Below are 24,668 nucleotides of genomic sequence, written 5' to 3'. Positions count from 1 at the left end.
GTAAAAGAATCTGTGGCAATTTATAACCATGAACGGCCACATCTGGCCCTGAAATACAAAACGCCTGATGATGTTCATCAGGCGTTTTACAGGCGGAAGAGTGTCAACCTATATCAGGACTAGTCACGGCATTCAGGTTTATCTGAACTTCGTCAGAATAACGATAAGCTGCTCAAACACATCCCCCATCATATTCTCAAAGAAGGGTGATAACGTGTACATCACTAATGACATCGCCATCATGCCAATGACCAGCGAAACCGGAAAACCAATCACAAAAATAGAGAGCTGCGGCGTTAGACGGTTCAGCAAGCCGAGCGATAAGTTAAGACAGAGCAACAGCGTGACGACGGGCAGTCCCAGCATTAAACCATAGCTAAAAATCATTCCCGCGCTTTTCGTCAGCGCATAGAATCCGCCCGGCCCCATCGGGGTGCCGCTAACAGGAAAAATTTCAAAACTGTTAGCCAGCACTTCAATCATATACAGATGACCGTTAAAAATCAGGAACAAGAGCGTAACGAACAGGTTGAGCAAACGCGAGACCACCGGCATGCTCGGGCCGCCGCTGGGGTCGTAAATCATCGCGAAAGACAGGCCCATCTGCATACTAATGATTTCACCGGCATGGCGCACGGCGACAAAGATCAGCTGCACAGACAACCCAATCGCGATACCGATAATAAGTTGCTGACAGATAGCCCAGAACCCTTCCAGCGAAGCAATAGAAATACCGCTATCCGGGAGCTGTGGCGCAAGCAAAAATGAGGTGATAAAAGCTAAAGCAATTTTGACTCGCGCATTGATCTGCTTTTCACTGAAAACTGGCGCTGCACCAAACAGCGCCAGCATACGCAGGAACGGCCAGAAGTACTGATCAAGATGGTCGTGCAGCGAGGCAAGAGAGAACGCTAACATATTAATGCGCGAAATCAGGCATGCTGGTAAACAAGCCGTGCATATAATCCAGCAGGGTTGATAACATCCACGGGCCGCAGGCGATGAGCACAACGACAATCGTCAGGATCTTAGGAATAAAGGATAACGTTGATTCGTTTATTTGTGTTGAAGCCTGCAAGATACTGACAATCAGGCCCGCAACAAGCGAGGCCAGCAGCAAAGGCGCGGCGATCATCAGTCCGACTTTAGTGGCCTGGAAACCAAGCGCCATTACACTTTCGGGAGTCATTCTCTTTTCTCGTTTAACTGAAGAAACTTTGGGCCAGCGAACCAATTACCAGCTGCCAGCCATCAACCAGCACAAACAGCATGAGCTTAAAAGGCAGAGAAATTGTCGCCGGTGGAACCATCATCATCCCCAGCGCCATCAATACGCTGGCAACCACCAAATCAATAATCAGAAACGGAATGAACATCGTAAAACCTATCTGGAAACCTGTTTTCAGTTCGCTGGTCACGAACGCAGGCACCAGAATGCTCATCGGCACATCATTTGGGGTGGCAAAACTCCCGGCTTTAGCGATGCGGCTATACAGCGCCAAATCGCCTTCACGCGTCTGCTTGAGCATAAATTCCCGCAGCGGCTGGGAGCCTTTTTGCAGCGCGACTTCCATGGTGATTTTGTCCTGTGACAGCGGCACCCACGCTTCGTCATAAATTCGATTAAGCACCGGCGACATAACAAAAAACGTCAGAAATAAAGCCAGACCCAGTAATACCTGGTTTGGCGGCGTGCTGGCGGTGCCCAGCGCGTTGCGTAATAGCCCCAGCACAATCACGATGCGGGTAAAACCGGTCATCATCAACAGCACCGCCGGTAAAAACGTCAGCGATGTCATCAGCACCAGTGTCTGAATCGGCAGAGACCAGCTTTCACCGTTCGCGGAATGGGTCAACGTAATATCGTTATTCGCAGCCCAGCTAAGTTGAGCAGGGAAAAAAATGCCCGCAACGGTGATACACAGGGCAAAAACACCTGTCGCCAGGCGAGAATACGCTCTCATTTTTTGCTCTCGTTTTTGCGTTGGGTAAGGCATTTACGCAATGCAGTCTGAAAACTGGTCGCAAACGGCGGCGGTGTCATTGCAGCCGGTTCTGCGCTCTCTTTTTTGTCCATCGTCATCAGACAGGAGATATTTTGCTGCGTTACGCCCAGCAGTAGCCATTTATCATCAACTTCCACAACCATCAGCCGTTCCCGCGCGCCAATAGCCTGCGTGTGTTTCACAGAAACCAGGCCGTTGCCTTTGACGATTCGCGAGGCAACGCCGGTGCGGCGTAAAACCCAGGCAGCCGCAACAATAAGTAACAGAACCAGCCCCAGGGCTGCGCCCATATTCACATAAGAAATCGGTGCGGTCTCCGGCCCGGTCGCCACGGGCTGAGCAGTATGAAGAGTCTGCGTAGTCATTAGCGATTCAGGCGGTACATACGTTCAGAAGGCGTGATAATATCGGTAATACGGATGCCGAATTTATCAGAGACAACCACCACTTCACCCTGTGCAATTAAATAGCCATTAATTAAGATATCCAGCGGCTCACCCGCCAGCCCTTCCAGAGAAACAATAGATCCCTGGCTGAGTCTTAATAGCTCTTTAATAGTCATTTTGGTGCGTCCAAGCTCTACCGTCATTTTGACGGGAATATCGAGCACCATATTTAAATCTTCGGAGAAATTAATAACCACATCTTCTTTGGCAGCCGTTTGTGCCGCCGCTGAATTTTCGCTGGTCAGTTGTTCATTCATCGCGTCGGCCCACATAGACTCCGCTGACGCATTTTTCGTAGCCGTTGACTGTTCATTACCACTCATGCGATGGTCACTCCTTCTTTAAAGCTAATAATGTTGAATTCATCATATTTTCCACCTGGATGGCATATTGATTGTTCACACAACCATATTTTCCGGTCATGACCGGCACGCCATCCACAAACCCTTCCACATATTCAGGCTTGTCGAGAGGAATAATATCATTCGGTTTCAGTTTCATAATATTGGTCAACCGCGTAGAGATTTCTGCGAAATTCACTACCAGTTCCAGTTCTGTATCACGAACCTGTGTTGCCAGAGTACTGCGCCACTGGTTATTCTCCAGTCGGGAGCTCTCCAGCGGCGGGTTAGTTAATAACTCACGCAGCGGTTCGATAATATTAAAAGGGATACAAATCTGTAATTCACCACTGTGTGGACCAATATCAACATAAAATGGTGTGGTGACCACAATGTCATTGGGCGATGAGGTGATATTGGTAAATTTCACCTGTAATTCAGAGCGTATGTATTCAGTTTTAATTTTATAAATAGAAGTCCAGGCATAATCGTAAGCCTCCTGGGCCATTGCCAGCATCCGCTGAATAATACGTTGTTCCGTAGGCGTAAATTCGCGGCCATCAGCTTTAGCCGGAAAACGCCCGTCGCCGCCGAACAAGTTATCAACCGCCATAAACACCAGATTCGGCGAGAAGACAAACAACGAGGTACCGCGCAGCGGGTTCATATGCACCAGATTCAGATTGGTCATCACCGGAAGGTTTCTGGCGAACTCATGATACGGCTGAATTTTGATATTCCCGGCAGTCACATCCGGGCTACGGCGCAATGTATTAAATAACCCGATACGAAACTGGCGCGCAAAACGTTCATTAATAATCTCTAATGAATGCAGACGTTCGCGAATAACACGACGCTGGGTAGTAGGATCATAGGGTTTGACATTACCCGCCAGGGCAGAAGCCTGTATTGGTGCTGTATTTTCTTCACTATCGCCAGTGCTACCATTCAACAGACGATCGATTTCATCCTGTGATAAAATACTGTCAGTCATAATAGTTATTACCGTAAGATAAATGCATTAAACAATACGTCAGTTACCATAATTTTCTGCTGACCGGTCAGCGGGGAGCTAACAACAGTTTTAATCTCTTCAGTCAATTTTTCTTTGCCACCATCGGCAGATAAATTATTGGCTGTCTGTTGAGAAAAAAGCACCAGCAAACGACTGCGCACTTCCGGAAGATATTTTTCCAGCAAGGCTTTGGCGGCATCATCTTGCATTTTTAATGTCAGACCGATATAGAGGACATGATCGCTATTATCATCCTCTGGTTTCAGGCTCACGGTAAAAGTATCCATATCGACATAAACAGGCATTACGTTTTCCGGCGCAACTTCATCATTTTTCGCCTCCGGCGGATTATCCATTTGCGATTTAATACTTTGCAGTTCGATATAGGTATAACCAGCAGCGGCAACAACACCCGCAGTAATTAACGCAGCAAGTATTATCAGCAGTAATTTTTTCTTACCGCCCTTGGGTGCTTTTTGATTCTGTTTCGACATTTGATGAATAACTCTGTAATAAAAATGAAAGCATGACTCAGTAAAAGCGGATAGCCTGACTTGATGGCGGTATAGTAAACTACCGCCACCAAATACAAATCCTTGATAAGCTGAAATTACTGACAGTAACTTGCCAGATAGGAAAGAATATTAAGCGAACGTGTTGATTCCACTGGAATATTTAATAACGACAGGTTGTGAAATTCGTTCATCTTCAGCTAAAACACCCGGCTCTCCGCTCTCCTGCCCACTGTTTTTCTGCCCGGAAAAATTACCGGAGAAAGCAGCGCCTGAAGAAGAAGCCGTATCGGCGCCAACGCTACTTTGCCCAAGCTGAATACCCGACTCCGCCAGCATCGTGCGCAGATGGGGCATGGCAGACTCAAGCGCGGCGCGGACATGCTGGCTTTCCGCCACAAAGTGTACCTGCGCCTGCTCGTTATTCACTTTTAAGCTAACCTGTAACGCTCCTAAATCCTCAGGATGCAGGCGCAGTTCTGCGTGGTGGATACCGTTGCGGCTGAAAACGGCTATTTGCTGGCCCAGCGCGTGTTGCCAGGCGGGCGTTCCTACCTCAGCCTGGAGCGTGCCGGTGGCGACAGATGCCGTCGGGATGGCTGGCATCGCCGGTGTGGCGGTGGCGACGGACGCCGGAATAACCGGAGCGCTGTACGCCTGGCTCTGCGGGGCAACCGGCTCGCCGTTATTCATATTATTCATCGCTGCCGCGATATTTTCGCCAAACGAGGCTGGTTTTGCGCTGGTCTCTTTTGGCATCTCCGGGCTGGTCTGCGCCTGCGTCACATCAGGCTGTATTGCAGCACGCTCACCTTTAGATGAAACGCTCTCAGCCACAGCGCCAGGGTGGCGATCGGGTGCGGTATTAACCGCCGCTGCCTGCGGTTTTTGCAGCTCAGACATAACAGCCGAAGCCTGAACGGGTAGCGCCGGGCTTTCGCCATCCACCAGCGCCTGCACCGCTTCACTTTGCGCCACCGGCGCTTGCACCGGCGCGGGCATCACTATCTGCAGCCCACTAATAAGCGCTTCCTGCGTGACAGGTTGTTGCTCTGGCCCTGCCTGAGTCGCCTGCGCATCGAGCGTCACCGCCGGGGCTGGCAGCGCGCTGCCGTCGAGCAGCATGGTTAGCGGGTCGGTTTGCAGCGTCGGCAGGGTCGCCAGCGCATCATCCTCCTCAGGCTGCGTTTTCTCTTGCGCGGGCTGTTTTTTGCTCTGCGGCGCAAGGTTACTTTTTTCTTCTGCCTTTTGGGTCTGCGGCTGATGGCCGGATGACATCTGCTTTTTCAGCTCGCTGGCAAAGTGGTCATTGTTTTGCGTGGCTCCGGCCTGCGGCGTTTTACGGCCTGCATCCGCCGTCGGAACGGGTGTATTTTTGATGATCATTTAGGTATTCCTCTGACTGGCACGTCGTGCAAATTCATCCATCAATTTCTGGTCCAGCCGACTCTCTTGTAACATTCGCTGGGCTTCGGCACGGCTTTTGAGCGCATCAAACGCGCTCAGCCGCTGCCGGTCTTTTTTCCAGGCATCAAGGACGTTATCGACGGAGCGCTGGGTGTTGGTTACTCGCCGGACTTGCTGAGCCACCACGCCATCAAGCGAGGTAAGAAAACTATGGTGCGCGCGCAGCGTCATGATAGACACCCCGTTATCGACAATGGTGTCCTGCAACTGCTGGCGGTATTCCTGCGCATAGGACTCCAGCTGTGCCAGCCGGTTGGTTTCGTGCGCGTGCGTCTGGCGTACGCTCCCCAGTCGGGTCGTCGTATCATTGAGCGTTTTTTCTGCCATATCGCGCAGAACATCCATTGGCTTCGGGTGCGCCATCAGCCTCTACTCCGGTTATGCTGCGGGGTCAGGAAACAGTGCCGCAAGCTGGTTATACGAGGCTTCATACTCGCTGCTCTCGCGTATCCCCTGGTTGAGATACGCCTCCATTTTGGGATACAGCGCGATAGCCTGATCGAGCTGCGGATCGCTGCCTGCGGCATAAGCCCCCACGCTCACCAGATCGCGGTTGCGCTGATACGCTGACAGTAACTGTTTAAAGCGCTGAACTTTCTTGTAATGTGCAGGTTCGATAAGCTCCGTCATCGCACGGCTGATCGAGGCCTCGATATCGATCGCCGGATAGTGCCCGGACTCTGCAAGGCGGCGCGACAGCACAATATGGCCATCCAGGATCGCACGCGCGGAGTCAGCGATCGGGTCCTGCTGATCGTCACCTTCAGTCAGCACGGTATAAAAGGCGGTGATGGAGCCACCGCCTTTGATGCCATTACCGGCACGCTCCACCAGCGCGGGAAGTTTGGCGAACACCGACGGCGGGTAGCCTTTGGTCGCTGGTGGCTCACCGATTGCCAGCGCTATCTCGCGCTGCGCCATCGCGTAACGGGTTAACGAGTCCATGATGAGCAGCACATCCATGCCGCGATCGCGGAAATCTTCAGCAATACGCGTGCAGTACACTGCGCCCTGCATACGCAAAATGGGCGACACATCCGCCGGGGCCGCAATCACCACCGAGCGTTGTAGCCCCTCTTTGCCAAGAATATTTTCGATAAAGTCTTTAACTTCGCGGCCACGCTCGCCAATCAGTCCCACTACGATGACATCCGCTTTGGTAAAGCGCGCCATCATCCCCAGCAGCACGCTTTTCCCCACGCCGGAACCGGCAAACAGCCCCATACGCTGCCCACGGCCAACGGTTAACAGACCGTTGATGGCGCGAACGCCCACATCCAGTACGTTACGGATAGGATCGCGTTGCAAAGGGTTAAAAGGCGCGGTAAAGAGCGGCCCCTGGTGCGTGGTTCCCGGCGGCGGAAGGCCATCAAGAGGACGGGCGCTGGCATCCAGCACGCGGCCAAGCAACTCCGGGCCAAGCGGCAGCGATTTGCCTTTGGTGCTGCCGCCGTGCGCATACACGCGCGCGCCGGGCAGAACACCCTCGACATTTTCCAGCGGCATCAGATAGAGGATCTGGCCGTTGAATCCCACGACTTCACTCTCTACCTGCTGAATACCTTCCGCGCTGTCGCGCTCTACAATACACAGCGTACCGATAGGCAGTTTCAGCCCGACCGCTTCCATAACCAGACCGGTGGCGCGCGTCAGCCGCCCATACTGGCGAAACAGCGGCAGTTGCGCCATGCGCTGCTCGCGGGTATTGACGCCATCAAGCCATTTTTTCAGACGACCCGACATCAGAAATAGTCCTCCCGGCTCAGGTTACACAGTGCATTCCAGCGCGTTTCCGTGGTTGCATCCAGCTCACCTTCGTCGGTGGTAATTCGACATCCGCCGGGCAGCATCTGCGGATCAATACACAGCTCCCAGCCTTTTGATTCCAGCACATTGCCTAACTGCTCTTTGACCAGCGCGGACTCTTCGCCGCTGACCCACAGCTTCGCTTTCCCTTGCAGCAGGTTTTCCTGGCGCAAAAGCGTCTGAATATGCTCTAACAGCCAGGTGTGGGTACTGCCGGAGACAATACTGTCGCCAAACATGGTGCGCGCAGCGGTCAGGGCCACCTGCACCAGCCGGGAGGGCATGGCGCTGTCGAGGTTATCCAGCGCGGCCTGAAAACTCTCAATCAGATGGGCAAATTGTTGTGCCTGCTTTTGCTGCTGTTGCATAAACTCAGCGGCGCCCTGGGCGATACCGTCCTCGCGGCCAAGCTGCAAGCCCTGCTCGTAACCCTGCTTTTTGCCCTCTTCAATACCGTGCTGCTCGCCGTGGGCAAAACCTTTCTGCTCGGCCTGCTTACGGATGCGCGCCAGCTCGGCCTGGAACGCCGGATCAGACGCCGCGTCGGCAGGCTGCGCAGAGACAATCATTTCGGCGGCGGGTAACTCGTCCTGGATTAACTTTTCAGGCCGCCACGCCGCCCACTGACCGTTAGACATAGGCATCTTCGCCTCCGCCTATCACTATCTCGCCGGTTTCCGCCAGACGACGCACGACCATCAGGATATTTTTCTGCTCCGTTTCGACCTGCGACATACGCACCGGCCCACGGGTATTCAGATCGTCCTTCATGATATCCGCCTGACGTTTGGACATATTGCGGAAGAACTTATCGCGCAGCTGCTCGTCAGAGCCTTTCAGCGCGACAATCAGCGATTCGTTATCAATCTCCTGCAAGATACGCTGAATGCTGCGATCTTCCATTTCGACCAGATTTTCGAACAGGAACATTTCGTCGATAATTTTCTGCGCCAGCTCGTGGTCGAACTCGCGCACCGCTTCGATAGCGGCCTCTTCCTGCTGAGATTTCATCAAGTTGAGGATCTCCGCCGCCGGACGAACACCGCCCATCTTGTTGCGCTTAATATTCTGACCATGCAACAGGCTGTTGAGCACTTCCGTCAGTTCCTGCAAGGCGACAGGCTGCACCCCGCCGAAGGTGGCGATACGCAGCATGATGTCGTTACGTTCGCGCTCATCAAAGCGAGCCAGCAGATCGGCGGCCTGGCTACGTTTGAGATGCACAAGAATGGTGGCGATAATCTGCGGATGCTCATCACGGATCAGGTCAAAGACCATTTGTGGATCCATAAAGTTAAGCGTCTCAATACCGTAGTTGCTGTCGTGTGATTCGAGCAAATCTTCGAGCATTGAATTCGCCCTGTCTTCACCCAGCGCTTTCACCAGCACACTACGCAGATATTCGTTGGCATTGACGCTCAACGCCGCGTATTCACCGGAGTCGCGTTTGAAATCGCTCACCGCGGTCGCCAGCTGATCGTGGGTAAAGTTGCCCATTGAGACCATCGCCGAACTGATTTGCGTCACTTCATGGGTATTCAGATGCTTGAACACTTCGGCGGCGCGTTCGTCACCGAGCGTTAGCATGATGATGGCACTTTTTTCGGCGGCATTCATGATGCTCTCGTCTCCTTATTTAACCATTGACGAATAACCAGAGCGATGACCTGCGGATCCTGCTCGGCAACGTTGCGCAGGTTTTGCGTATCCTGCTCGACTTCTACCCGCTGCTGCGCTTTCGCCTGCTCAGCGCTCAGGCGCTTACGCTGCTGAGCTTCAATTTCGGCATTGCGGTTCTCTTTTTCCAGCTCCAGGCGTTGCAGGAGCATTTGCTGATGTTTGGCCCAGAAGGGGTAAACCGCTTTGCGCCACAACACCCAGGCCACCAGCACGACAAACAGGTAACGTGCAGCGGTCATCAGCAGGTTAATCACGTCCGGCTGCTGCCACAGCGGTACAGGCTCTTCTTTATCCTGCGTGGTGAACGGCGTGTTCACGACATTGAGCGAGTCGCCGCGTTTGTCGGAATAGCCCATCACCTCTTTGACCAGCGCGTTGATCTGATCCATTTGCGCTTTGCTCAGCGCCGTTTCTTTGCCGTCTTTGGTCTGGTAATTAACCACCACGGCCACGGAGAGTCGCTCCACCTTGCCGGTATTACGCTTGATATGTGTCAGCGTTTTATCCAGCTCGTAGTTGGTGGTTTCATCGTTCTGTTTACTGGTCGGCGGCACCGAAGCCTGAGCTTTCCCCTGCGCGTTTGCCGGTTGTTCAATCGGTGTCGATACGGGTGCCGGTGCCTGGTTGCTTAATGCGCCGGGTACGCCGCCCGCGCCATTCTTACCGTTTTGCTCAGCGCTGCTGCTCTGGCGGCTGCGGATTGCCATTCTGTCCGGCTGGCTGTTCGGCGAATACGTTTCCGCCGTCTGCTCGTGCTGGGTAAAATCTATCTGCGCCGTAACCTGGGTTCTGACATTCGCCGAGCCGACAATAGGCGCAAGAATTTCCTGAATGCGGTTCTGATATTCCGTTTCGACTTTACGGGTATATTTCAGTTGAGAGGTTTGTGTTGCCTGGGATCCGTTTTGCGTCAGCAAGTGGCCTGCCTGATCAACAATCGTTACGCGGTCTGCATTCAGCCCCGGCACCGCGCTGGAAATCATAAAAGAGACAGCATTGACCTGGCCTGAGCTGAGGCTGCGGCCATTAATCAACGTCAGTGTCACCGATGCAGAAGCTTCTTTCTGATCGCGCAAAAATAAAGAGGGTTTCGGCAACGCCAGATGTACGCGGGCTTTGCTAATCGGACCGAGCGTTTCAATCGTGCGCGACAGCTCGCCTTCCAGCGCACGCTGGAAGTTCACCCGCTCATTAAACTGGCTGATACCAAACTTTTCCTGATCGAGCAGTTCAAAACCTACCGCACCGCCTTTTGGCAGCCCCTGCTGGGCCAGCTTAAGGCGCACCTCATAGACCTTGTCGGCAGGGATCATGATAGTGCCGCCCGGTTGTGAGAAACGGTACGGTACCTGCATCTGGGTAAGCTGAGTGACAACGGCCCCGCCATCCTCCTCGCTAATATTGTTGTAGAGCGCGCGATATTCCGGCTCTTGCGCCCAGAAAAACATCGCCACAACAATAGAAATCGCCGCCGCAGCAGCGATAGCAAATATTATTTTGGGATTACCCTTAATATTTTCAATTATCGTCTTCATATCGACGACACTTTTCTTTTTACTACTGTCTATTGCGGCAGTCATGCCCAGGTCCTGTAACAATAATTGACGAAATATTTCCCGCAAGAAATATAGCGTCGGAGTTCTTCGGGGATGCGATAGATAAGTACAACTGCACTCCATCAGGATAATTTCTTGGGCTGTATTATCTACGGAAAGGGCGAATTCCGAAGTGGTGATAAGGTGAAATTTGTGTCAGCTATTCACGTTATGCTCTTTTTCCAGGCACATGATAAGCTTATGTCTAAATTCCATTAGAGTAAATTTCTATGTCTATGAGTGCATTAAACGGTGTGGTTAATCAAATTCAAAACCAGGCCGAGCAAATTTCCGGTACTTCTACGCTAAAACCTTTTGTTAGCGAGCAAAAGGTCGACAATAATTCACAATTCTCTGACATTTTATTTAATAGCGTTAACGATATTAACCAAATGCAGACGCAGTCGAAGCAGCTCTCCGAGGGCTATCTGGCGGGTGAAGAGGGGATCGGGCTGAATGACGTCATGGTTTCCGTACAGAAATCCTCTCTGGCATTAAATATGGGCGTTCAGGTACGTAATAAACTGGTAAGTGCTTACCAGGATATTATGAACATGCAGGTATAATTTTTCTGCTGCATGCGAGCGTGGGGAAAGGAAGTACATCTGATATTTTTAAGTTAAATAACTCTCGCACAGATTAGCGACCCGTAAATAATAAAGTGAAACAAGCGTGTTTTTATTACACTCCGTTCACTGTATTTAATACATCCACGGGCACAGACATTAATTATTATTGCCAGTCAGAAAATATGCTTCCGATGACCGAACGCTATCAGCATGCCCCCCCGGAATTGAGTGGGCATGAATTAGATAAAATTAGCCAGTTGATTTATCAACGTGCCGGTATTGTGCTGAGTAATCACAAACGCGACATGGTATTAAACAGGCTCTCTCGCCGCCTGCGTGAACTGAAATTACAAGGCTTTACTGATTATATAGACCTGTTGACGTCAAACCATAATAGCGCGGAATGGCAGGTTTTTATTAATTCGCTGACCACTAACCTGACCTCATTTTTCCGCGAGGCATATCATTTTCCGGTACTGGCAAAACATGCGCGCGCCAGGGGCGGGATGTACAACGTCTGGTGCGCGGCGGCATCCACGGGTGAAGAGCCCTGGTCAATTGCCATGACGCTGGAAGATGCGCTGGGACGCAGTATTACCGGGCCGCGCATTCTGGCAACAGATATTGATACCGACGTGCTGAAGAAAGCAGAACAAGGCGTGTATCGCTTAGCCGATATCAGCAATTTGACGGAACAGCAGAAAAGAACCTGGTTTTTACGCGGCACCGGCGAGCAAAAAGACAAGGTAAAAATTAAGCAGGAATATCGGAACTGTATACAGTTCCGACAATTAAATCTTATGGCTGCACAGTGGGATATTCCTGCGCCCTTTGACGCAATATTTTGTCGTAATGTGATGATTTATTTCGACAAAGACTCACAAGAGCGGCTTCTGCAGCGCTTTGCAAAAATACTCAAACCAGGCGGCCTGTTATTCGTTGGCCACTCTGAACATTTTAACAACCTGAATGTGCCATTTCGTCTGCTCGGGCAGTCGGTCTACTGTCTCGCGGAGTAAAAATGATGAAAAAAATCAAAGTACTGTGTATTGATGATTCGTCACTCATTCGCCGCATCATGACCCAACTGGTCAATGAGCAACCGGATATGGAGATGATCGCCACTGCGCCGGACCCGCTTATCGCCCGCGACCTTATCAAAAAACACAACCCGGATGTGCTGACGCTGGATGTTGAAATGCCGCGTATGGACGGGCTGGATTTTTTGGAAAGGCTGATGCGTTTGCGCCCGATGCCGGTGGTGATGCTTTCATCCCTCACAAGTAAAGGTTCTGAAATCACGCTGCGCGCGCTGGAATTAGGTGCGGTGGATTTTATCACCAAGCCGCAAATTGGCATGCAGGATGGCATCACGCCCTACAGCGAAATGATTGCCGACAAGTTACGGATGGCGGCAAAGGCGCGCATTCACCGCCACGACGGGAAAATCCCTCCCCCAGGCGTTATCAAATCAACACGTGCATGGCACGACAAAATTATCGCTATCGGCTCCTCAACCGGCGGAACCGAAGCGCTGCGCCAGTTATTAATCCCTATGCCCGCAGACGCGCCACCGATCGTCATCGCGCAGCATATGCCGCCGGGCTTTACCCGCTCCTTTGCTGAACGGTTGAACCATTTGTGTCAGCTAACGGTGAAAGAAGCGGAAGATGGCGAGCGCGTACTTATGGGCCATGCCTATATCGCGCCCGGGGATTTTCATATGGAGCTGAAACGCAATACCAGCGGCTATTACATCAGCCTTAATGATGCCGCGCCGGTAAACCGCCACCGCCCGTCGGTCGATGCGCTGTTTACGTCCGTGGCACGCAGTGCCGGGAAAAACGCGACCGGCGCCATTCTTACCGGAATGGGCAATGACGGTGCCGCTGGGTTATTAGCCATGCGCCAGGCCGGAGCATGGACGATTGCGCAAAGCGAGCGTAGCTGCGTGGTCTTCGGGATGCCGCGTGAAGCCATCGCGCTGAATGCCGCCTGTGCCGTCACCGACCTTGAACTGATAAGCCAGCAGCTTCTTGATAGTGCCGCAACTGTGGCACGCAAAATTTAACCACTTTATTAACCCCTTTCCGAGGATAAAAAATATGGCAGACAAAAATATGCGATTTTTAGTTGTCGATGATTTTTCGACAATGCGTCGCATTGTTCGCAACCTTCTAAAAGATTTAGGTTTTAACAATGTTGAAGAAGCGGAAGATGGCCTGGATGCGCTGAACAAGCTGCGCGCCAGCCAGTTCGATTTTGTTATCAGCGACTGGAACATGCCGAACATGGATGGCCTGCAGCTGCTCACTGAAGTACGCAACGATGCAGCGCTTGCGAAACTGCCGGTGCTGATGGTGACAGCCGAAGCCAAGAAAGAAAACATCATCGCCGCAGCACAAGCAGGTGCCAGTGGTTATGTTGTTAAACCGTTTACCGCAGCGACCCTGGAAGAAAAGCTGAATAAAATTTTTGAAAAACTGGGGTGGTAAGCAATGCATTCCTCCTCTCATTCACCGTCAGAAGAGAACTACGCCAGCCTCTTTTCGCGCATCGGCCAGTTGACCCGCATGCTGCGCGACAGCCTGGTTAACCTGGGCCTGGATCGCACGATTATGGATGCAGCGGAAGCGATTCCTGATGCGCGTGAACGCCTTAATTACGTGGTGCAAAAAACGTCGCAGGCGGCAAATCGTGTGCTTAACAGCGTGGAAGAAGCTCGCCCGCTGCAGGACACGCTCAGTACACAAGCGCAGGATTTATCTGTGCGTTGGGATGAGTGGTTAAAAACGTCAGCCACATTACCCCAGGCAGGAAGTCTGTTTAATGACACCCAGGCGTTTTTAGCGCAGGCACCGCAGATTGCTCGCCAGACCAATGAGCAACTGACAGCAATTATGATGGCGCAGGACTTTCAGGATCTCACCGGCCAGGTCATTCACCGCATGATGGTGCTGGTTGAAATGGTTGAGAAAGAGCTGATTCAGGTGCTGGTAGAAAATATTCCTAAAGGCACGAGCGCTCAGCCGGAGCCAGCGATGACGCTGCTCAATGGTCCGCAGATTGATGAAAGCAAAACGGGTGTGGTCGCAAGCCAGGATCAGGTCGATGACCTGCTCGATAGCCTCGGTTTCTGATCCCGTTTTCTGGTCTGGTTAGTCATTCGCAACAACGTTAAGCCACCGTCAGGCAGAGTATGTCAGAAGAAAGTGATGTAGAAAAAACAGAAGAACCCACACCCCAGCGAAAGCAAAAAGCGCGAGAAGAGGGGCAGATCCCCCGCTCAAAAGAACTGAGTTCGCTGTTGATGATGCTGGCGGGCTGGACGCTGTTATTGACGGGTGGCGATAGTTTTGTTCGTTCCCTTGTTCACTTGTTGAAAACCGGGCTGAGGCTGAACCGACTGTCGGTGATGGATGAACGCTCCATGATCCTTCAGGCAGGTTACCTGCTCAATATGATGAGTTCCGCGTTGCTGCCCATTCTGCTGGGATTATTTCTCACCGGGATCGTAGCACCGGCGGTGCTCGGTGGCGTGAGCCTGAGCGGTAAGTCGTTGAAATTCGATCTTACGCGCCTTTCTCCTCTGCCGGGGTTAAAGCGTATGTTTTCCGGCCAGGTGTTGTCGGAAACGCTGAAAGGATGCCTGAAAGCAAGCCTGGTTGGGTGCGGTTTTGCGCTCTATCTGTATCAGCATAAATCAAATTTTATTCAACTGGTTAATGAACCTTTGCCCCGCGCTCTGGGCGACGCGGTCGGCATGATGTTTGACTGCCTGCTGGTGGTGATTTTTTTCCTGATCCCGGTTGTTGGCTATGACGTTTTTTACCAAATCACCAGCAACCTGAAAAAACTGCGCATGAGCCGCCAGGAAATTAAGGATGAATTTAAGCAATCGGAAGGCGACCCGCACATTAAAGGACGCATCCGGCAGATGCAGCGCGCTGCGGCGCAAAACAGGATGATGGCGGATGTCCCGACGGCGGACGTTATCGTCAACAACCCGACGCACTACTCTGTCGCGCTCTCTTATAAAGAAGGCGGCATGCTGGCACCGACGGTGCTGGCGAAAGGCGCCGGAGACATCGCCTTAAAAATTCGTGAGCTGGGCGCGCAACACCGCATCCCGATGCTCGAAGCGCCACCGCTTGCCCGTGCGCTATATCGCCACTGTGAAATTGGTCAACAAATTCCCGGCGAACTGTATAGCGCGGTCGCGGAAGTTCTCGCCTGGGTCTATGGCTTACGGCGATGGCGCACCAGTGGCGGTATTCCGCCCAAAAAGCCCAGGGATCTTAAGGTTCCTGAGTCGATGGATTTTGCACATGAGAGTTCAAACTGATGGCTAACCTCGCCAGCAAATTACGCTTACCCGCGTTTAAAGAGACCCAGTGGCAGATAATGGCCGGGCCGGTGCTGATCATGCTGATTCTGGCAATGATGGTGCTTCCCCTGCCTGCGTTTATCCTGGATACGCTGTTTACCTTTAATATCGTGCTGTCGCTGATGATATTGCTGGTAGCAATGTTTACACAGAAAACCCTGGAGTTCTCGGCGTTCCCGACGGTGCTGCTTTTTTCCACCCTGTTACGCCTCGCGCTAAATATCGCCTCCACGCGTATCATTTTGATGGAAGGCCACACGGGCGCCGCCGCCGCAGGGCGCGTGGTTGAAGCCTTCGGCCACTTCCTGGTTGGCGGCAACTTTGCGATTGGTATCGTCGTCTTCGCCATTCTTATCATTATCAACTTTATGGTTATCACCAAAGGTGCTGGCCGTATTGCGGAAGTGGGCGCTCGCTTCGTGCTGGACGGTATGCCGGGCAGGCAGATGGCTATCGATGCGGATCTCAACGCCGGTCTGATTGGTGAAGACGAAGCCAAACGCCGCCGTGCCGAAGTGACCCAGGAGTCTGATTTCTACGGTTCCATGGATGGCGCGAGTAAATTCGTGCGTGGTGATGCTATCGCCGGTTTGCTTATTATGGCTATTAACGTACTCGGCGGGCTGACCATTGGTGTGTTACAGCATGGACTGAGCGTTGCGGATGCGGGCCAAACCTATACGCTGCTGACTATCGGTGACGGCCTGGTTGCCCAGATCCCGGCGCTGATTATCTCTACCGCTGCCGGTGTTATCGTTACCCGCGTCTCCAGCGAGCAGGATATCGGCGAGCAGATGGTTGGCCAGTTGTTCAACAGCCCGCGCGTAATGGTGCTGTCTGCGGCGGTCATTGGTTTGCTGGGGATGATCCCTGGCATGCCAAACCTGGTCTTCCTGATGTTTACCGCCGCACTGCTGGGTCTTGCGTGGTGGTTGCGTGGCCGCGAGCTGGATGACGCATCCGGTAAGCGTAGCAACGCGCGTGAAGACAAAGACAGCGCCAGCGCACAAGCAGCGAACGATCAGGCCACGGCAGAAGCTTCCTGGTCCGATGTTGAGCTGGAAGATGTGCTGGGTCTGGAAGTAGGCTATCGTCTGATCCCGATGGTTGATAGCGCCCAGGATGGTCAGTTGCTGGTGCGTGTACGCGGTATTCGTAAGAAATTTGCCCAGGAGATGGGCTTTCTGCCTCCGGCAATCCACATCCGTGACAATCTCGACCTGGCGCCCGGTGATTACCGCATTTTGCTAAAAGGGGTCGAAATTGGCCGTGGGGAAATTCAGCCTGAGCGTTGGATGGCGATCAACCCCGGTTACGCAGAGGGCGACTTGCCCGGTACGCCTTGTGAAGATCCGGCGTTTGGTCTGCCCGCGTGCTGGATTGATGAAGTCATGCGTGAACAGGCACAAATCCAGGGCTTTACCGTGGTCGATCCCAGCTCGGTAGTGGCGACCCATTTAAACCATCTGATCATGCTGCACACCGAAGAGTTGTTCAGCCGCCAGGAAACCCAGCAGTTGCTTGACCGCATCACCAAAGAGATGCCGAAACTGGTGGAAGATTTAATTCCGGGCGTGGTTTCACTGACGCTGTTCCATAAAGTGTTGCAGAACCTGCTGGCTGAGCGTGTTTCGATTCGCGATATGCGTACTATTATCGACACGCTGGCAGAATTTGTTCCGGTGCAGAGCGATCCGGATGAGCTGACTACTCAGGTGCGTATCCGTTTAGGCCGCGCGATTACTTCTCAGTGCTTCGGTAATGAAAAGAATATTAAGGTTATTGGCCTCGATAATTCTCTTGAGAAAATACTTATTCAGGCGTTGCAGAGCGGTAGCGCTATTGAGCCGGGAATTGCTGATAATTTAATGCGCCAGACGGATAAAGCCATTACAGAGCAACAGGCCAACGGTGTTTCTGCGGTGCTTCTGGTTAACCCAGGCCTGCGCGTTATGCTGACACGCTACCTGCGCCGTGCGTTCCCGCAATTAACCGTGCTCTCGACGCTGGAAATCAGTAACAACCGGACGGTACAGATGACGGCGGTAATTGGCGCAAACTAATGAAACGCGTACTGGTTATTATTCTTGCGCTGCTGGCCTTACCGGTCGCAGCGAAAACAACGAGCGGCTCCTGGAGCCGCTCTTCTGCTGGTGGCAGCGTCAGCGTCGGCAAACAACTGCTGCGCGGGCGCCCGCTTTTTTCTCCCCCTTCTCTCCCACCTTCAGCCACCGTCACGCGTTTTTCATGGCGGATAACGCTGTTGTCGCCTCCCCCGCCTGGGTTACAAATCAAACTCTGTCGCAGCGACAAATGCTTTCTGCTGCCTTCACTTGCCGGTCAGCGTACGGTTAGCACGCCTCTCTCACCAGCCGGTGAGTTTCGTTTTATATATTCCGTAAATAGCCTGGGGCAGCTGCGCCCGGTATTAACCGTGGTCAGTAATCAGTTAACCGTTAACTATCGCTGAGAAGAGAAAGAGAAAGAGAAAGAGAAAGAGAAAGAGAAAAAAATAAGGCTATCGGCTTATTTAATATGCCGATAGCCTTTTTTATGGGAGTTTAATGCAATGCAGTAGATGTTTGTTGCAGAGTGTAGAACTGGCTTGCCCGCGTACCACGATGCAGGGAAGACAGATTCTGTTTTAATGACTGAAGGCGTATTTCTAAATTGCGGGTAATTTCAGCTTCGTTCTCAATAATCTCTCGCAGGATCACTTTTAAACTTTCTTTTTCCGAGTCGTTAAGAATATCGTTACGGTGATTAACGATATCCTCTTTTTTAATCACGTAGTGAGAAGCAAACTCGACAAAATCATCCCAACGCTCTTGCCTGCTCATCTCCAGAATGACGACATTCATTTCAAATAATTCACGATAATATTTTATCAGGGTATCAGCCATAACGTACTCGTTTTTGTATCGGTTCAATCTCTTTCCACGTTGCGGCCAGTTTGACTAACATATCGTCAACATGAAGTAATGCATCCTGATCGCTGCGCAGGTTTGCCTGTAATAATGTGCGCGACATATATTCATACATCCGCTCAAGATCGGCGGCAATATTCAGACCTTTTTCATGGTCCAGCGCAGCACGCAACCCGTTATCAATAATATTGATTGCCTTAGAGATCATTTTTCCGCGCTGCGCGACGTTGCCATTTTCAAAATAGATTTTGGCTTGCAGCATTGCGTTATGAGCACCATCAAACAGCATGGAAATTAACTGGTGAGGAGTCGCGCCAGACAGCTTACTTTGCAGGTCAACCTGTGCATAAGCGCGAACACCCTGTGAAGAATACATATTCGGCTCCTGAAAAGCAGGCCCGACGGCCTGCTGGAAATTAAAAAATTACAGTGTGGACAGCAACGAAGTCAGCTGACTACTCATGCTGTTGAAGTTCGACATCATGGAGTCCAGATTCTGGAACTGCACCCGATAGCGTTCGACCTGCGCATCAATCAGTTTCTGCGTTTTATCGATCTGCTGCTGGACTATCTCGGTCTGGGAATCCAGGCTTTCGGTCGTGGATTTGATTAAGCCGTCACTCTTGGTTTTGGTATCGCCAAGGTAGTCCGTCATAATCGTGCCAAGCGTTGTCGCCAGCCCTTCGCTACCACCACGACCGGTAAACATGGTGGCAATTTGCTCTGGATTATCGGCGATAGCCTCATCCAGCGTGTCTTCGTCCAGCGTCATCTGGCCGGTCGCCGCATCGATTTTGATACCCAAATCGGCAAGCGACGCGTAATCGGCTCCGGCATCACCATAGACACCGTTGACCGTAGAGCGCATTTCGCTGACCAGACTGCGCAGGGTCGAGTCCCCGACCAGCGCACCGCTGCTGGAGTTCTGCGTCGCCACGGCTTCGCTGTCAAGACCAGAGGTTTCGTTCTGCACATATTTGCTTGACGAGGATGTTTGCGTCAGTAACGCGTTATATTGCTTAACAAAATCCTGCAAACTGGTTTTAATCGCCGAGGTATCTGACGTCAGCGTCAGCTGTTCAGATTTCCCGTTTTCCGACACCTCTTTCAGGTTCAGCGTTACGCCATCAATAATATCGGTGATGTTATTGCTTGAGCGGGTGTAGTCAGAGCCGTCGACGCGTAATTTGGCATCCTGTGCATCTGCGACCGAAATCATGCTGTCGCCTTTGCCGGAATCGTTTACCACGTTGCCCTGGTCATCGATATGCTGACCGCCGCCAGAGGTATCAAGCACGCCAGCCAGGGAGGAATCGCCCTCAACTTTGACGCTCAATTTCCCATCCGAACCGGTGGTTTTTGAACTCAGCACCAGCTGGTAGCCATCATCAGTACGCTGCACGGTTGCGGTAACATCGCCTTTTTCCTTATTGATCGCTTTTGCAATCTGATTGAGGGATGTTTCATCCTCTTTCAGCTCGACTTCGGTGGTTGAGCCGTTTTGCTGGGTGATAGTCACCTTGCGCGTCCCGGCCTTTCCGTCGCCCAACTGATCGTCAGCGCTGGTTTGCGGCTGCGTTTTCAGTTTGTGCGCGGTTGCCAGCTGCGAAATAGTGACTTCGTGGCTGTCGGCAATGGCTCCGCTGCCAGCAGTGGCGGTAAACGCATCGTTAGTGCTGATATTGAGTTTGGTAAATGCATCAGAACTCATCGTGGTGACGCTTTTTTGTAGCGTCGATAAGGCGCTGGAGATTTTCCCCCAGGCGGATATTTGCGCCTGGTAACTGCTCTTAAGGTTGGTATAGGGGGTCAGGCGCGTTTGTTCGCCTGATTTAATCTGCTCCAGCATCGACGCTGTATCAATCCCGCCTGTACCCACACCTAGTGACGAAATGCCCATTGTTTCTCCCGAAACGATAAATGTGGTGGTACTCTAATTAAGCTATCGGCGCGGGAAAATAAAAGATGAAATTTTTACCTTTACATTAAAAGGCTATATTTTCCTCATCGTCTATTTTGGCTATAAAAATAGCATGTTAGCTCAGTCTGTAATGATTGTTTACAAGAGCCAGTTTCATTCCAGCAAAATAATAGCAAAAGCGCCGACAATTCACGTCTTCACTTCGCAGTGGGAGTGTTCTCTTATTATATAGTGCAACTACCTTCACCACACTTACATTCATAATATTCAAACCTGCTATATAGTGACAATTGTGAAGCTAATTTGCGAAAAACACTTATTAATCGCACCAGCCAATGATAATACGTTAAAAAAACGCCTTCTGTATCAGAACCCTGGATATTAAATAAAATTTTTTTAGCAAAAAACTTTAGTCATTTTTTTTGCAGGCCGATGTAATTAGTATGCGAGCGAAATGACGCATATCTAAATTATGTATAGCAAATGTAAATAAGGAATACCTATGCCCCAGGTTATTAATACCAACGCCCTTAGTTTGACCGCCCAAAACAACCTGAACAAGTCTCAGGGTGCCCTGGGTACTGCAATTGAACGTCTGTCCTCTGGTCTGCGCATTAACAGTGCAAAAGACGATGCTGCTGGCCAGGCAATCTCTAACCGTTTTACTGCCAACATCACTGGTCTGAGCCAGGCTTCACGTAATGCGAACGATGGTATCTCCCTCGCGCAGACCACTGAAGGTGCGCTGAACGAAATCAACGACAACCTGCAGAACATCCGCCGCCTGACTGTTCAGGCTGAAAACGGCACCAACTCTGCTTCTGACCGCCAGTCCATCCAGGACGAAATCGATGCGCGTATGTCTGAGATCAACCGTATCTCCGAGCAGACTGAATTCAACGGCGTAAAAGTTCTGAGCAAAGATCAGAAACTGACTATCCAGGTTGGTTCTAACGATGGCCAGGCTATCGATATCGAACTGAACAAAATGGATTCTTCCACACTGGGTATGGACGGTTTCACCGTGACCAGCGGCGTAGATACCTCTACTCTGTCTGCTGCAACGACTGTTGACGTTGACGTTGACGTTAAATCCGACATGAGCAACGTTACAGATGCTAACGGTACGCCGAAAACTGTTGACGATGTTGTACAGGGTGATGACGGTAAAGTTTACGTTAAATCTGGTGCTGACTACTATGAAGCCACGGCGAATGCCAATGGTGACGGCCTGAGCTTCGACTCATCAAAAGCTGCTACCACTGGTGTGACCATGGGTTCAAGCGTTGCTGGTGATTCCGTTACCGTTTCACAGACTGCTGATACTACCGCTCTTGCTGGTGGCTCACTGATGTCCGATGGCGAAGGTAACTACTACGTTCAGAGCGCCAGCGGCGGCCTGACCGAAGCAAGCTTTGATAACCAGGGTAACGTGACCGACTCTAAAAAAGCGGTAAACACCACTCAGGCAACTGATGATCCGCTGGAAAAAATCGACGATGCGCTGGCTCAGGTTGACAAACTGCGTTCTGGTCTGGGTGCCGTACAGAACCGTTTCGATTCTGTTATCAGCAACCTGAACAGCACTGTTAACAACCTGTCCGAGTCTCGTTCTCGTATCCTGGATGCTGACTTCGCTTCTGAAGTTTCTGAAATGAGCCGTGCAAACATTCTCCAGTCTGCAGGTACTTCCGTACTGGCACAGGCTAACCAGGTTCCGCAGAACGTTCTGTCTCTGCTCCGTTAATCTTTGACGTGCTTCCGATGGGTTGCCCCCCATCGGAACTTCCCGCCCCAAATTTTGGTGTTTCCGGTAGGCCCCAAACTTACCGCTTGGCCCCGCCGCTCGTGGATACGAGCGGTATTTTTATGTCCGACATTAGCTGGACAGTCATATTGCCTAATCGTAATCGTTTTCTGGTAGTTAAAAATAAGTCAGCTATGGTAAAAAATGCCGCCTTATAAACAGATAAAGTATTTACTATGACGCTTACCGTTTCACGTAATAATGACACCCACGCCACCCTAAAAAACCATGATAATACAACGCTTAACCCCGCTATAAAAACAGCGTCAGGTTTACGTGCAGATCTTGATAATATAAAAAACAGTCAACAAGATCTCATCGGGAAAACGATTACGCCGCAATTAGCTGAAAAAACGCTAAATCTGGTCAGCTATGATGGTACCGGTACAATTCTGGCATTTAAGACTGAGCCGACACCGCAAGAAATAGCCTCACTTCACAAGAGTGTGATCCCGGCATTAAAAGATACACCAGTCAGACCCGATGAAAGTAGAATCCTCACACCTGCCGAATGCCTTATTAATATTGTTTGCCTGATTAAAAACAGTGACCTTAGCGCCGAGTGCAAACAAACTATCCTCGAGCACGCTAAAACACTTTATCTGGCCGGTGATATAAAAGAATCGCTGCCGAAGTTTTGCAAAACATTTTTACCTGTGCACCTGGAAAATAATGAAGTTTTACACGCCAGAACTACGAGTATTTTTAACAATCTGGAAAAAAAAGTTTACTATACAAAACATCACGATAACTTTTTTGGTCGCCTGTTTGAAACCACGCTGGCAGAAAAAATTGTTAATGCACCGTCGCCTGAGATGCAACAAGCCGCAAAAATTCTTATCGATCATCTTATTGCTGACTTTGAAAAACAGGGTTACGTTCAACAACGTAAGATTTGTTCTGCCATGCGGAGTGAGATAAAAAATGATTTTGCAACCTGGTATTCGTCCATACCTGAGGTCACGAATTTTACCAGGCACAGCACGCCGAAAAACTTTTTAGCAATGCTGAACACCAATAGCCCGCTTAGAAATATATTGGCGATGCACCTTACTGTTAAATATATTATTGCCCCCACAGGTTTAAATGAGGTACGTGGCCAAACCTTTTTGAGTTATAGCGATATCATCCAGCCTCAACGATACTGGAATGATAAGTATATCAGCTCACAAAGACACAGCGACAGAACAGGAATACAGCTTACGTACCAAATGAAGGCTCAAAAATATCCGCAGGATGCTAAAGGTATAAGACCGATAGATCAAACGCTGCAAGATATGACCCACGTCACCGGTCATGACTCTCAAGCATTTGCGTATGAAAAACCTGTTGGCGTCGGCATGTCAGGCAGCGCTAATCTGCTGGATTATTTATTCGTGCGCCTGGAAAAACAATACAGTAAATTTAATAAGCAGCATGCCCGCTTGCTCGCAGCATGTTCATTAGTCCATAGCGGGGGGCATTCAATTAATGAATCCTGGACTGTGTTCAATAACTTTAATTTTACCCCCGTAGCTTATGACAAACTGCTGCCAAATGACGACTATGTCGCGGCGGCAATGGATTACGCCTGGGGAAAATTAGTCAATCAGGCAGCAGAGTTAAAGGCATAAAAAAAGACTCTCCGGCACAAACCGGAGAGCCTCTTTATATTTCAGGCAGAATTAACCGATCATGCCTTCAGCAGCCATTTCGACCAGCGCCATCTCTTCGCTGTTCAGCAGCTTTTCGATATCCACCAGAATGAGCATCCGCTCATCAAGCGCTCCCAGACCCAGCAAATATTTTGAAGAGAGCATCACGGTATAATCCGGCGCGGGTTTGATCTGCCCGGACGTTAGCGAAAGCACGTCCGATACGCCGTCGACAACGATTCCTACAACCCGGTTCTCCAGGCTCAGGACAATAACGACCGTGTTGTCATTAAACTCGGCATTCAGATCAAACTTCACGCGTAAATCAACGATCGGCACAATCACGCCGCGCAAATTAGTGACACCGGCGATAAATGCCGGGGTGTTGGCAATACGCGTGACGCGCTCGTAGCCTCGGATCTCCTGGACCTTCAGGATCTCGATTCCGTACTCTTCGTTACCCAGTCGAAAGACCAGGAATTCATGACCAGCATTATCTCTGATTAATTGCTTTTCTGCGTCGGTAGAGTTCATGATGTTACCTATTCTTTCTCA

General features: G+C 51.0%; 27 protein-coding genes. 10 read left to right on the top strand and 17 right to left on the bottom strand.

The window, feature by feature from the left end:
* Positions 1-138: 138 nt before the first annotated feature.
* The 13 genes from fliR to fliF all read right to left on the bottom strand — a co-directional run bounded on the left by fliR (position 139) and on the right by fliF (position 10,853).
* Positions 139-918 carry a flagellar biosynthetic protein FliR gene (fliR, locus tag ACTU3N_RS05315; RefSeq protein WP_443085096.1) on the bottom strand — a complete coding sequence of 260 codons (780 nt, stop codon included), beginning with the start codon at positions 916-918 and terminating at the stop codon, positions 139-141.
* Between the two features lies 1 nt (position 919).
* Positions 920-1,189 carry a flagellar biosynthesis protein FliQ gene (gene fliQ, locus ACTU3N_RS05310; RefSeq protein WP_443085095.1) on the bottom strand — a complete coding sequence of 90 codons (270 nt, stop codon included), beginning with the start codon at positions 1,187-1,189 and terminating at the stop codon, positions 920-922.
* 13 nt (positions 1,190-1,202) lie between these two features.
* Positions 1,203-1,964, bottom strand: coding sequence for a flagellar type III secretion system pore protein FliP (fliP, locus tag ACTU3N_RS05305; RefSeq protein WP_443085094.1), 762 nt, complete (start codon positions 1,962-1,964; stop codon positions 1,203-1,205).
* Positions 1,961-2,371: a flagellar biosynthetic protein FliO gene (fliO, locus tag ACTU3N_RS05300; RefSeq protein WP_443085093.1), complete on the bottom strand. Its 411-nt coding sequence runs from the start codon at positions 2,369-2,371 to the stop codon at positions 1,961-1,963. The genes fliP and fliO overlap by 4 nt, the downstream gene beginning before the upstream one ends.
* Positions 2,371-2,775, bottom strand: a complete 405-nt coding sequence (gene fliN / locus ACTU3N_RS05295) for a flagellar motor switch protein FliN (protein ID WP_443085092.1) — start codon at positions 2,773-2,775, stop codon at positions 2,371-2,373. Before fliN ends, fliO begins: the two co-directional genes overlap by 1 nt.
* Positions 2,776-2,782: 7 nt before the next feature.
* Positions 2,783-3,787 carry a flagellar motor switch protein FliM gene (gene fliM / locus ACTU3N_RS05290; protein ID WP_443085091.1) on the bottom strand — a complete coding sequence of 335 codons (1,005 nt, stop codon included), beginning with the start codon at positions 3,785-3,787 and terminating at the stop codon, positions 2,783-2,785.
* 8 nt (positions 3,788-3,795) lie between these two features.
* Entirely contained in the window at positions 3,796-4,302 is a 507-nt protein-coding gene (fliL, locus tag ACTU3N_RS05285) for a flagellar basal body-associated protein FliL (RefSeq protein ID WP_443085090.1), read from the bottom strand.
* 150 nt (positions 4,303-4,452) lie between these two features.
* The gene (locus ACTU3N_RS05280) at positions 4,453-5,706 is read right to left on the bottom strand and encodes a flagellar hook-length control protein FliK (protein WP_443085089.1); all 1,254 of its coding nucleotides are present in this window, start codon (positions 5,704-5,706) and stop codon (positions 4,453-4,455) included.
* A complete protein-coding gene (fliJ, locus tag ACTU3N_RS05275; protein ID WP_443085088.1) occupies positions 5,707-6,150 on the bottom strand; it encodes a flagellar export protein FliJ in 444 nt (147 codons plus the stop codon). It abuts the gene before it with no gap.
* 15 nt (positions 6,151-6,165) lie between these two features.
* On the bottom strand, positions 6,166-7,530 hold the full coding sequence (gene fliI, locus ACTU3N_RS05270; protein ID WP_443085087.1) for a flagellar protein export ATPase FliI: 1,365 nt from the start codon (positions 7,528-7,530) through the stop codon (positions 6,166-6,168).
* On the bottom strand, positions 7,530-8,237 hold the full coding sequence (locus ACTU3N_RS05265; RefSeq protein WP_443085086.1) for a flagellar assembly protein FliH: 708 nt from the start codon (positions 8,235-8,237) through the stop codon (positions 7,530-7,532). Before ACTU3N_RS05265 ends, fliI begins: the two co-directional genes overlap by 1 nt.
* Positions 8,224-9,210 carry a flagellar motor switch protein FliG gene (gene fliG / locus ACTU3N_RS05260; RefSeq protein ID WP_443085085.1) on the bottom strand — a complete coding sequence of 329 codons (987 nt, stop codon included), beginning with the start codon at positions 9,208-9,210 and terminating at the stop codon, positions 8,224-8,226. Before fliG ends, ACTU3N_RS05265 begins: the two co-directional genes overlap by 14 nt.
* Positions 9,207-10,853 (bottom strand): flagellar basal-body MS-ring/collar protein FliF, encoded by a 1,647-nt coding sequence (gene fliF, locus ACTU3N_RS05255; protein WP_443085084.1) that lies wholly within the window; start codon positions 10,851-10,853, stop codon positions 9,207-9,209. Before fliF ends, fliG begins: the two co-directional genes overlap by 4 nt.
* A gap of 245 nt (positions 10,854-11,098) precedes the next feature.
* Here fliF and fliE point away from each other — a divergent pair, with 245 nt between their 5' ends.
* From fliE to ACTU3N_RS05215, 8 genes are all read left to right on the top strand, one after another.
* On the top strand, positions 11,099-11,434 hold the full coding sequence (gene fliE / locus ACTU3N_RS05250; RefSeq protein WP_443085083.1) for a flagellar hook-basal body complex protein FliE: 336 nt from the start codon (positions 11,099-11,101) through the stop codon (positions 11,432-11,434).
* A 194-nt stretch (positions 11,435-11,628) separates the two neighbouring features.
* A complete protein-coding gene (locus ACTU3N_RS05245) occupies positions 11,629-12,456 on the top strand; it encodes a CheR family methyltransferase (RefSeq protein WP_443085082.1) in 828 nt (275 codons plus the stop codon).
* Between the two features lie 2 nt (positions 12,457-12,458).
* Positions 12,459-13,508, top strand: coding sequence for a protein-glutamate methylesterase/protein-glutamine glutaminase (locus ACTU3N_RS05240; protein ID WP_443085081.1), 1,050 nt, complete (start codon positions 12,459-12,461; stop codon positions 13,506-13,508).
* Between the two features lie 34 nt (positions 13,509-13,542).
* Positions 13,543-13,932: a chemotaxis response regulator CheY gene (gene cheY / locus ACTU3N_RS05235; RefSeq protein WP_443085080.1), complete on the top strand. Its 390-nt coding sequence runs from the start codon at positions 13,543-13,545 to the stop codon at positions 13,930-13,932.
* A gap of 3 nt (positions 13,933-13,935) precedes the next feature.
* Positions 13,936-14,577, top strand: coding sequence for a protein phosphatase CheZ (gene cheZ, locus ACTU3N_RS05230; RefSeq protein WP_443085079.1), 642 nt, complete (start codon positions 13,936-13,938; stop codon positions 14,575-14,577).
* 59 nt (positions 14,578-14,636) lie between these two features.
* A complete protein-coding gene (gene flhB, locus ACTU3N_RS05225; protein WP_443085078.1) occupies positions 14,637-15,782 on the top strand; it encodes a flagellar biosynthesis protein FlhB in 1,146 nt (381 codons plus the stop codon).
* Complete coding sequence (gene flhA, locus ACTU3N_RS05220) at positions 15,782-17,887, top strand: flagellar biosynthesis protein FlhA (RefSeq protein ID WP_443085077.1); 2,106 nt, start codon at positions 15,782-15,784, stop codon at positions 17,885-17,887. The genes flhB and flhA overlap by 1 nt, the downstream gene beginning before the upstream one ends.
* On the top strand, positions 17,887-18,294 hold the full coding sequence (locus ACTU3N_RS05215) for a flagellar protein FlhE (RefSeq protein WP_443085076.1): 408 nt from the start codon (positions 17,887-17,889) through the stop codon (positions 18,292-18,294). The genes flhA and ACTU3N_RS05215 overlap by 1 nt, the downstream gene beginning before the upstream one ends.
* Positions 18,295-18,385: 91 nt before the next feature.
* Here ACTU3N_RS05215 and ACTU3N_RS05210 read toward each other — a convergent pair whose 3' ends face one another.
* From ACTU3N_RS05210 to fliD, 3 genes are read right to left on the bottom strand one after another with little or no spacing between them, the layout of a single operon-like run.
* Positions 18,386-18,727, bottom strand: coding sequence for a flagellar protein FliT (locus ACTU3N_RS05210; RefSeq protein ID WP_443085075.1), 342 nt, complete (start codon positions 18,725-18,727; stop codon positions 18,386-18,388).
* Entirely contained in the window at positions 18,720-19,127 is a 408-nt protein-coding gene (gene fliS / locus ACTU3N_RS05205) for a flagellar export chaperone FliS (protein ID WP_443085074.1), read from the bottom strand. The genes ACTU3N_RS05210 and fliS overlap by 8 nt, the downstream gene beginning before the upstream one ends.
* 48 nt (positions 19,128-19,175) lie before the next feature.
* Complete coding sequence (fliD, locus tag ACTU3N_RS05200) at positions 19,176-20,651, bottom strand: flagellar filament capping protein FliD (protein WP_443085073.1); 1,476 nt, start codon at positions 20,649-20,651, stop codon at positions 19,176-19,178.
* Positions 20,652-21,174: 523 nt separating this feature from the next.
* Here fliD and ACTU3N_RS05195 point away from each other — a divergent pair.
* Both ACTU3N_RS05195 and ACTU3N_RS05190 read left to right on the top strand, forming a co-directional pair.
* Positions 21,175-22,419: a FliC/FljB family flagellin gene (locus ACTU3N_RS05195; protein WP_443085072.1), complete on the top strand. Its 1,245-nt coding sequence runs from the start codon at positions 21,175-21,177 to the stop codon at positions 22,417-22,419.
* Between the two features lie 236 nt (positions 22,420-22,655).
* Positions 22,656-24,092 carry a hypothetical protein gene (locus ACTU3N_RS05190; RefSeq protein ID WP_443085071.1) on the top strand — a complete coding sequence of 479 codons (1,437 nt, stop codon included), beginning with the start codon at positions 22,656-22,658 and terminating at the stop codon, positions 24,090-24,092.
* 51 nt (positions 24,093-24,143) lie between these two features.
* On the opposite strand, the gene cheW is transcribed toward ACTU3N_RS05190, so the two are convergent.
* The gene (cheW, locus tag ACTU3N_RS05185; protein WP_443085070.1) at positions 24,144-24,647 is read right to left on the bottom strand and encodes a chemotaxis protein CheW; all 504 of its coding nucleotides are present in this window, start codon (positions 24,645-24,647) and stop codon (positions 24,144-24,146) included.
* Positions 24,648-24,668: the final 21 nt, after the last annotated feature.

Origin of the sequence: Vagococcus sp. WN89Y, from assembly GCF_052220145.1 — a bacterium.
Classification (GTDB): domain Bacteria; phylum Pseudomonadota; class Gammaproteobacteria; order Enterobacterales; family Enterobacteriaceae; genus Kosakonia.
This window is presented reverse-complemented; position numbering and strand designations above follow the sequence as displayed.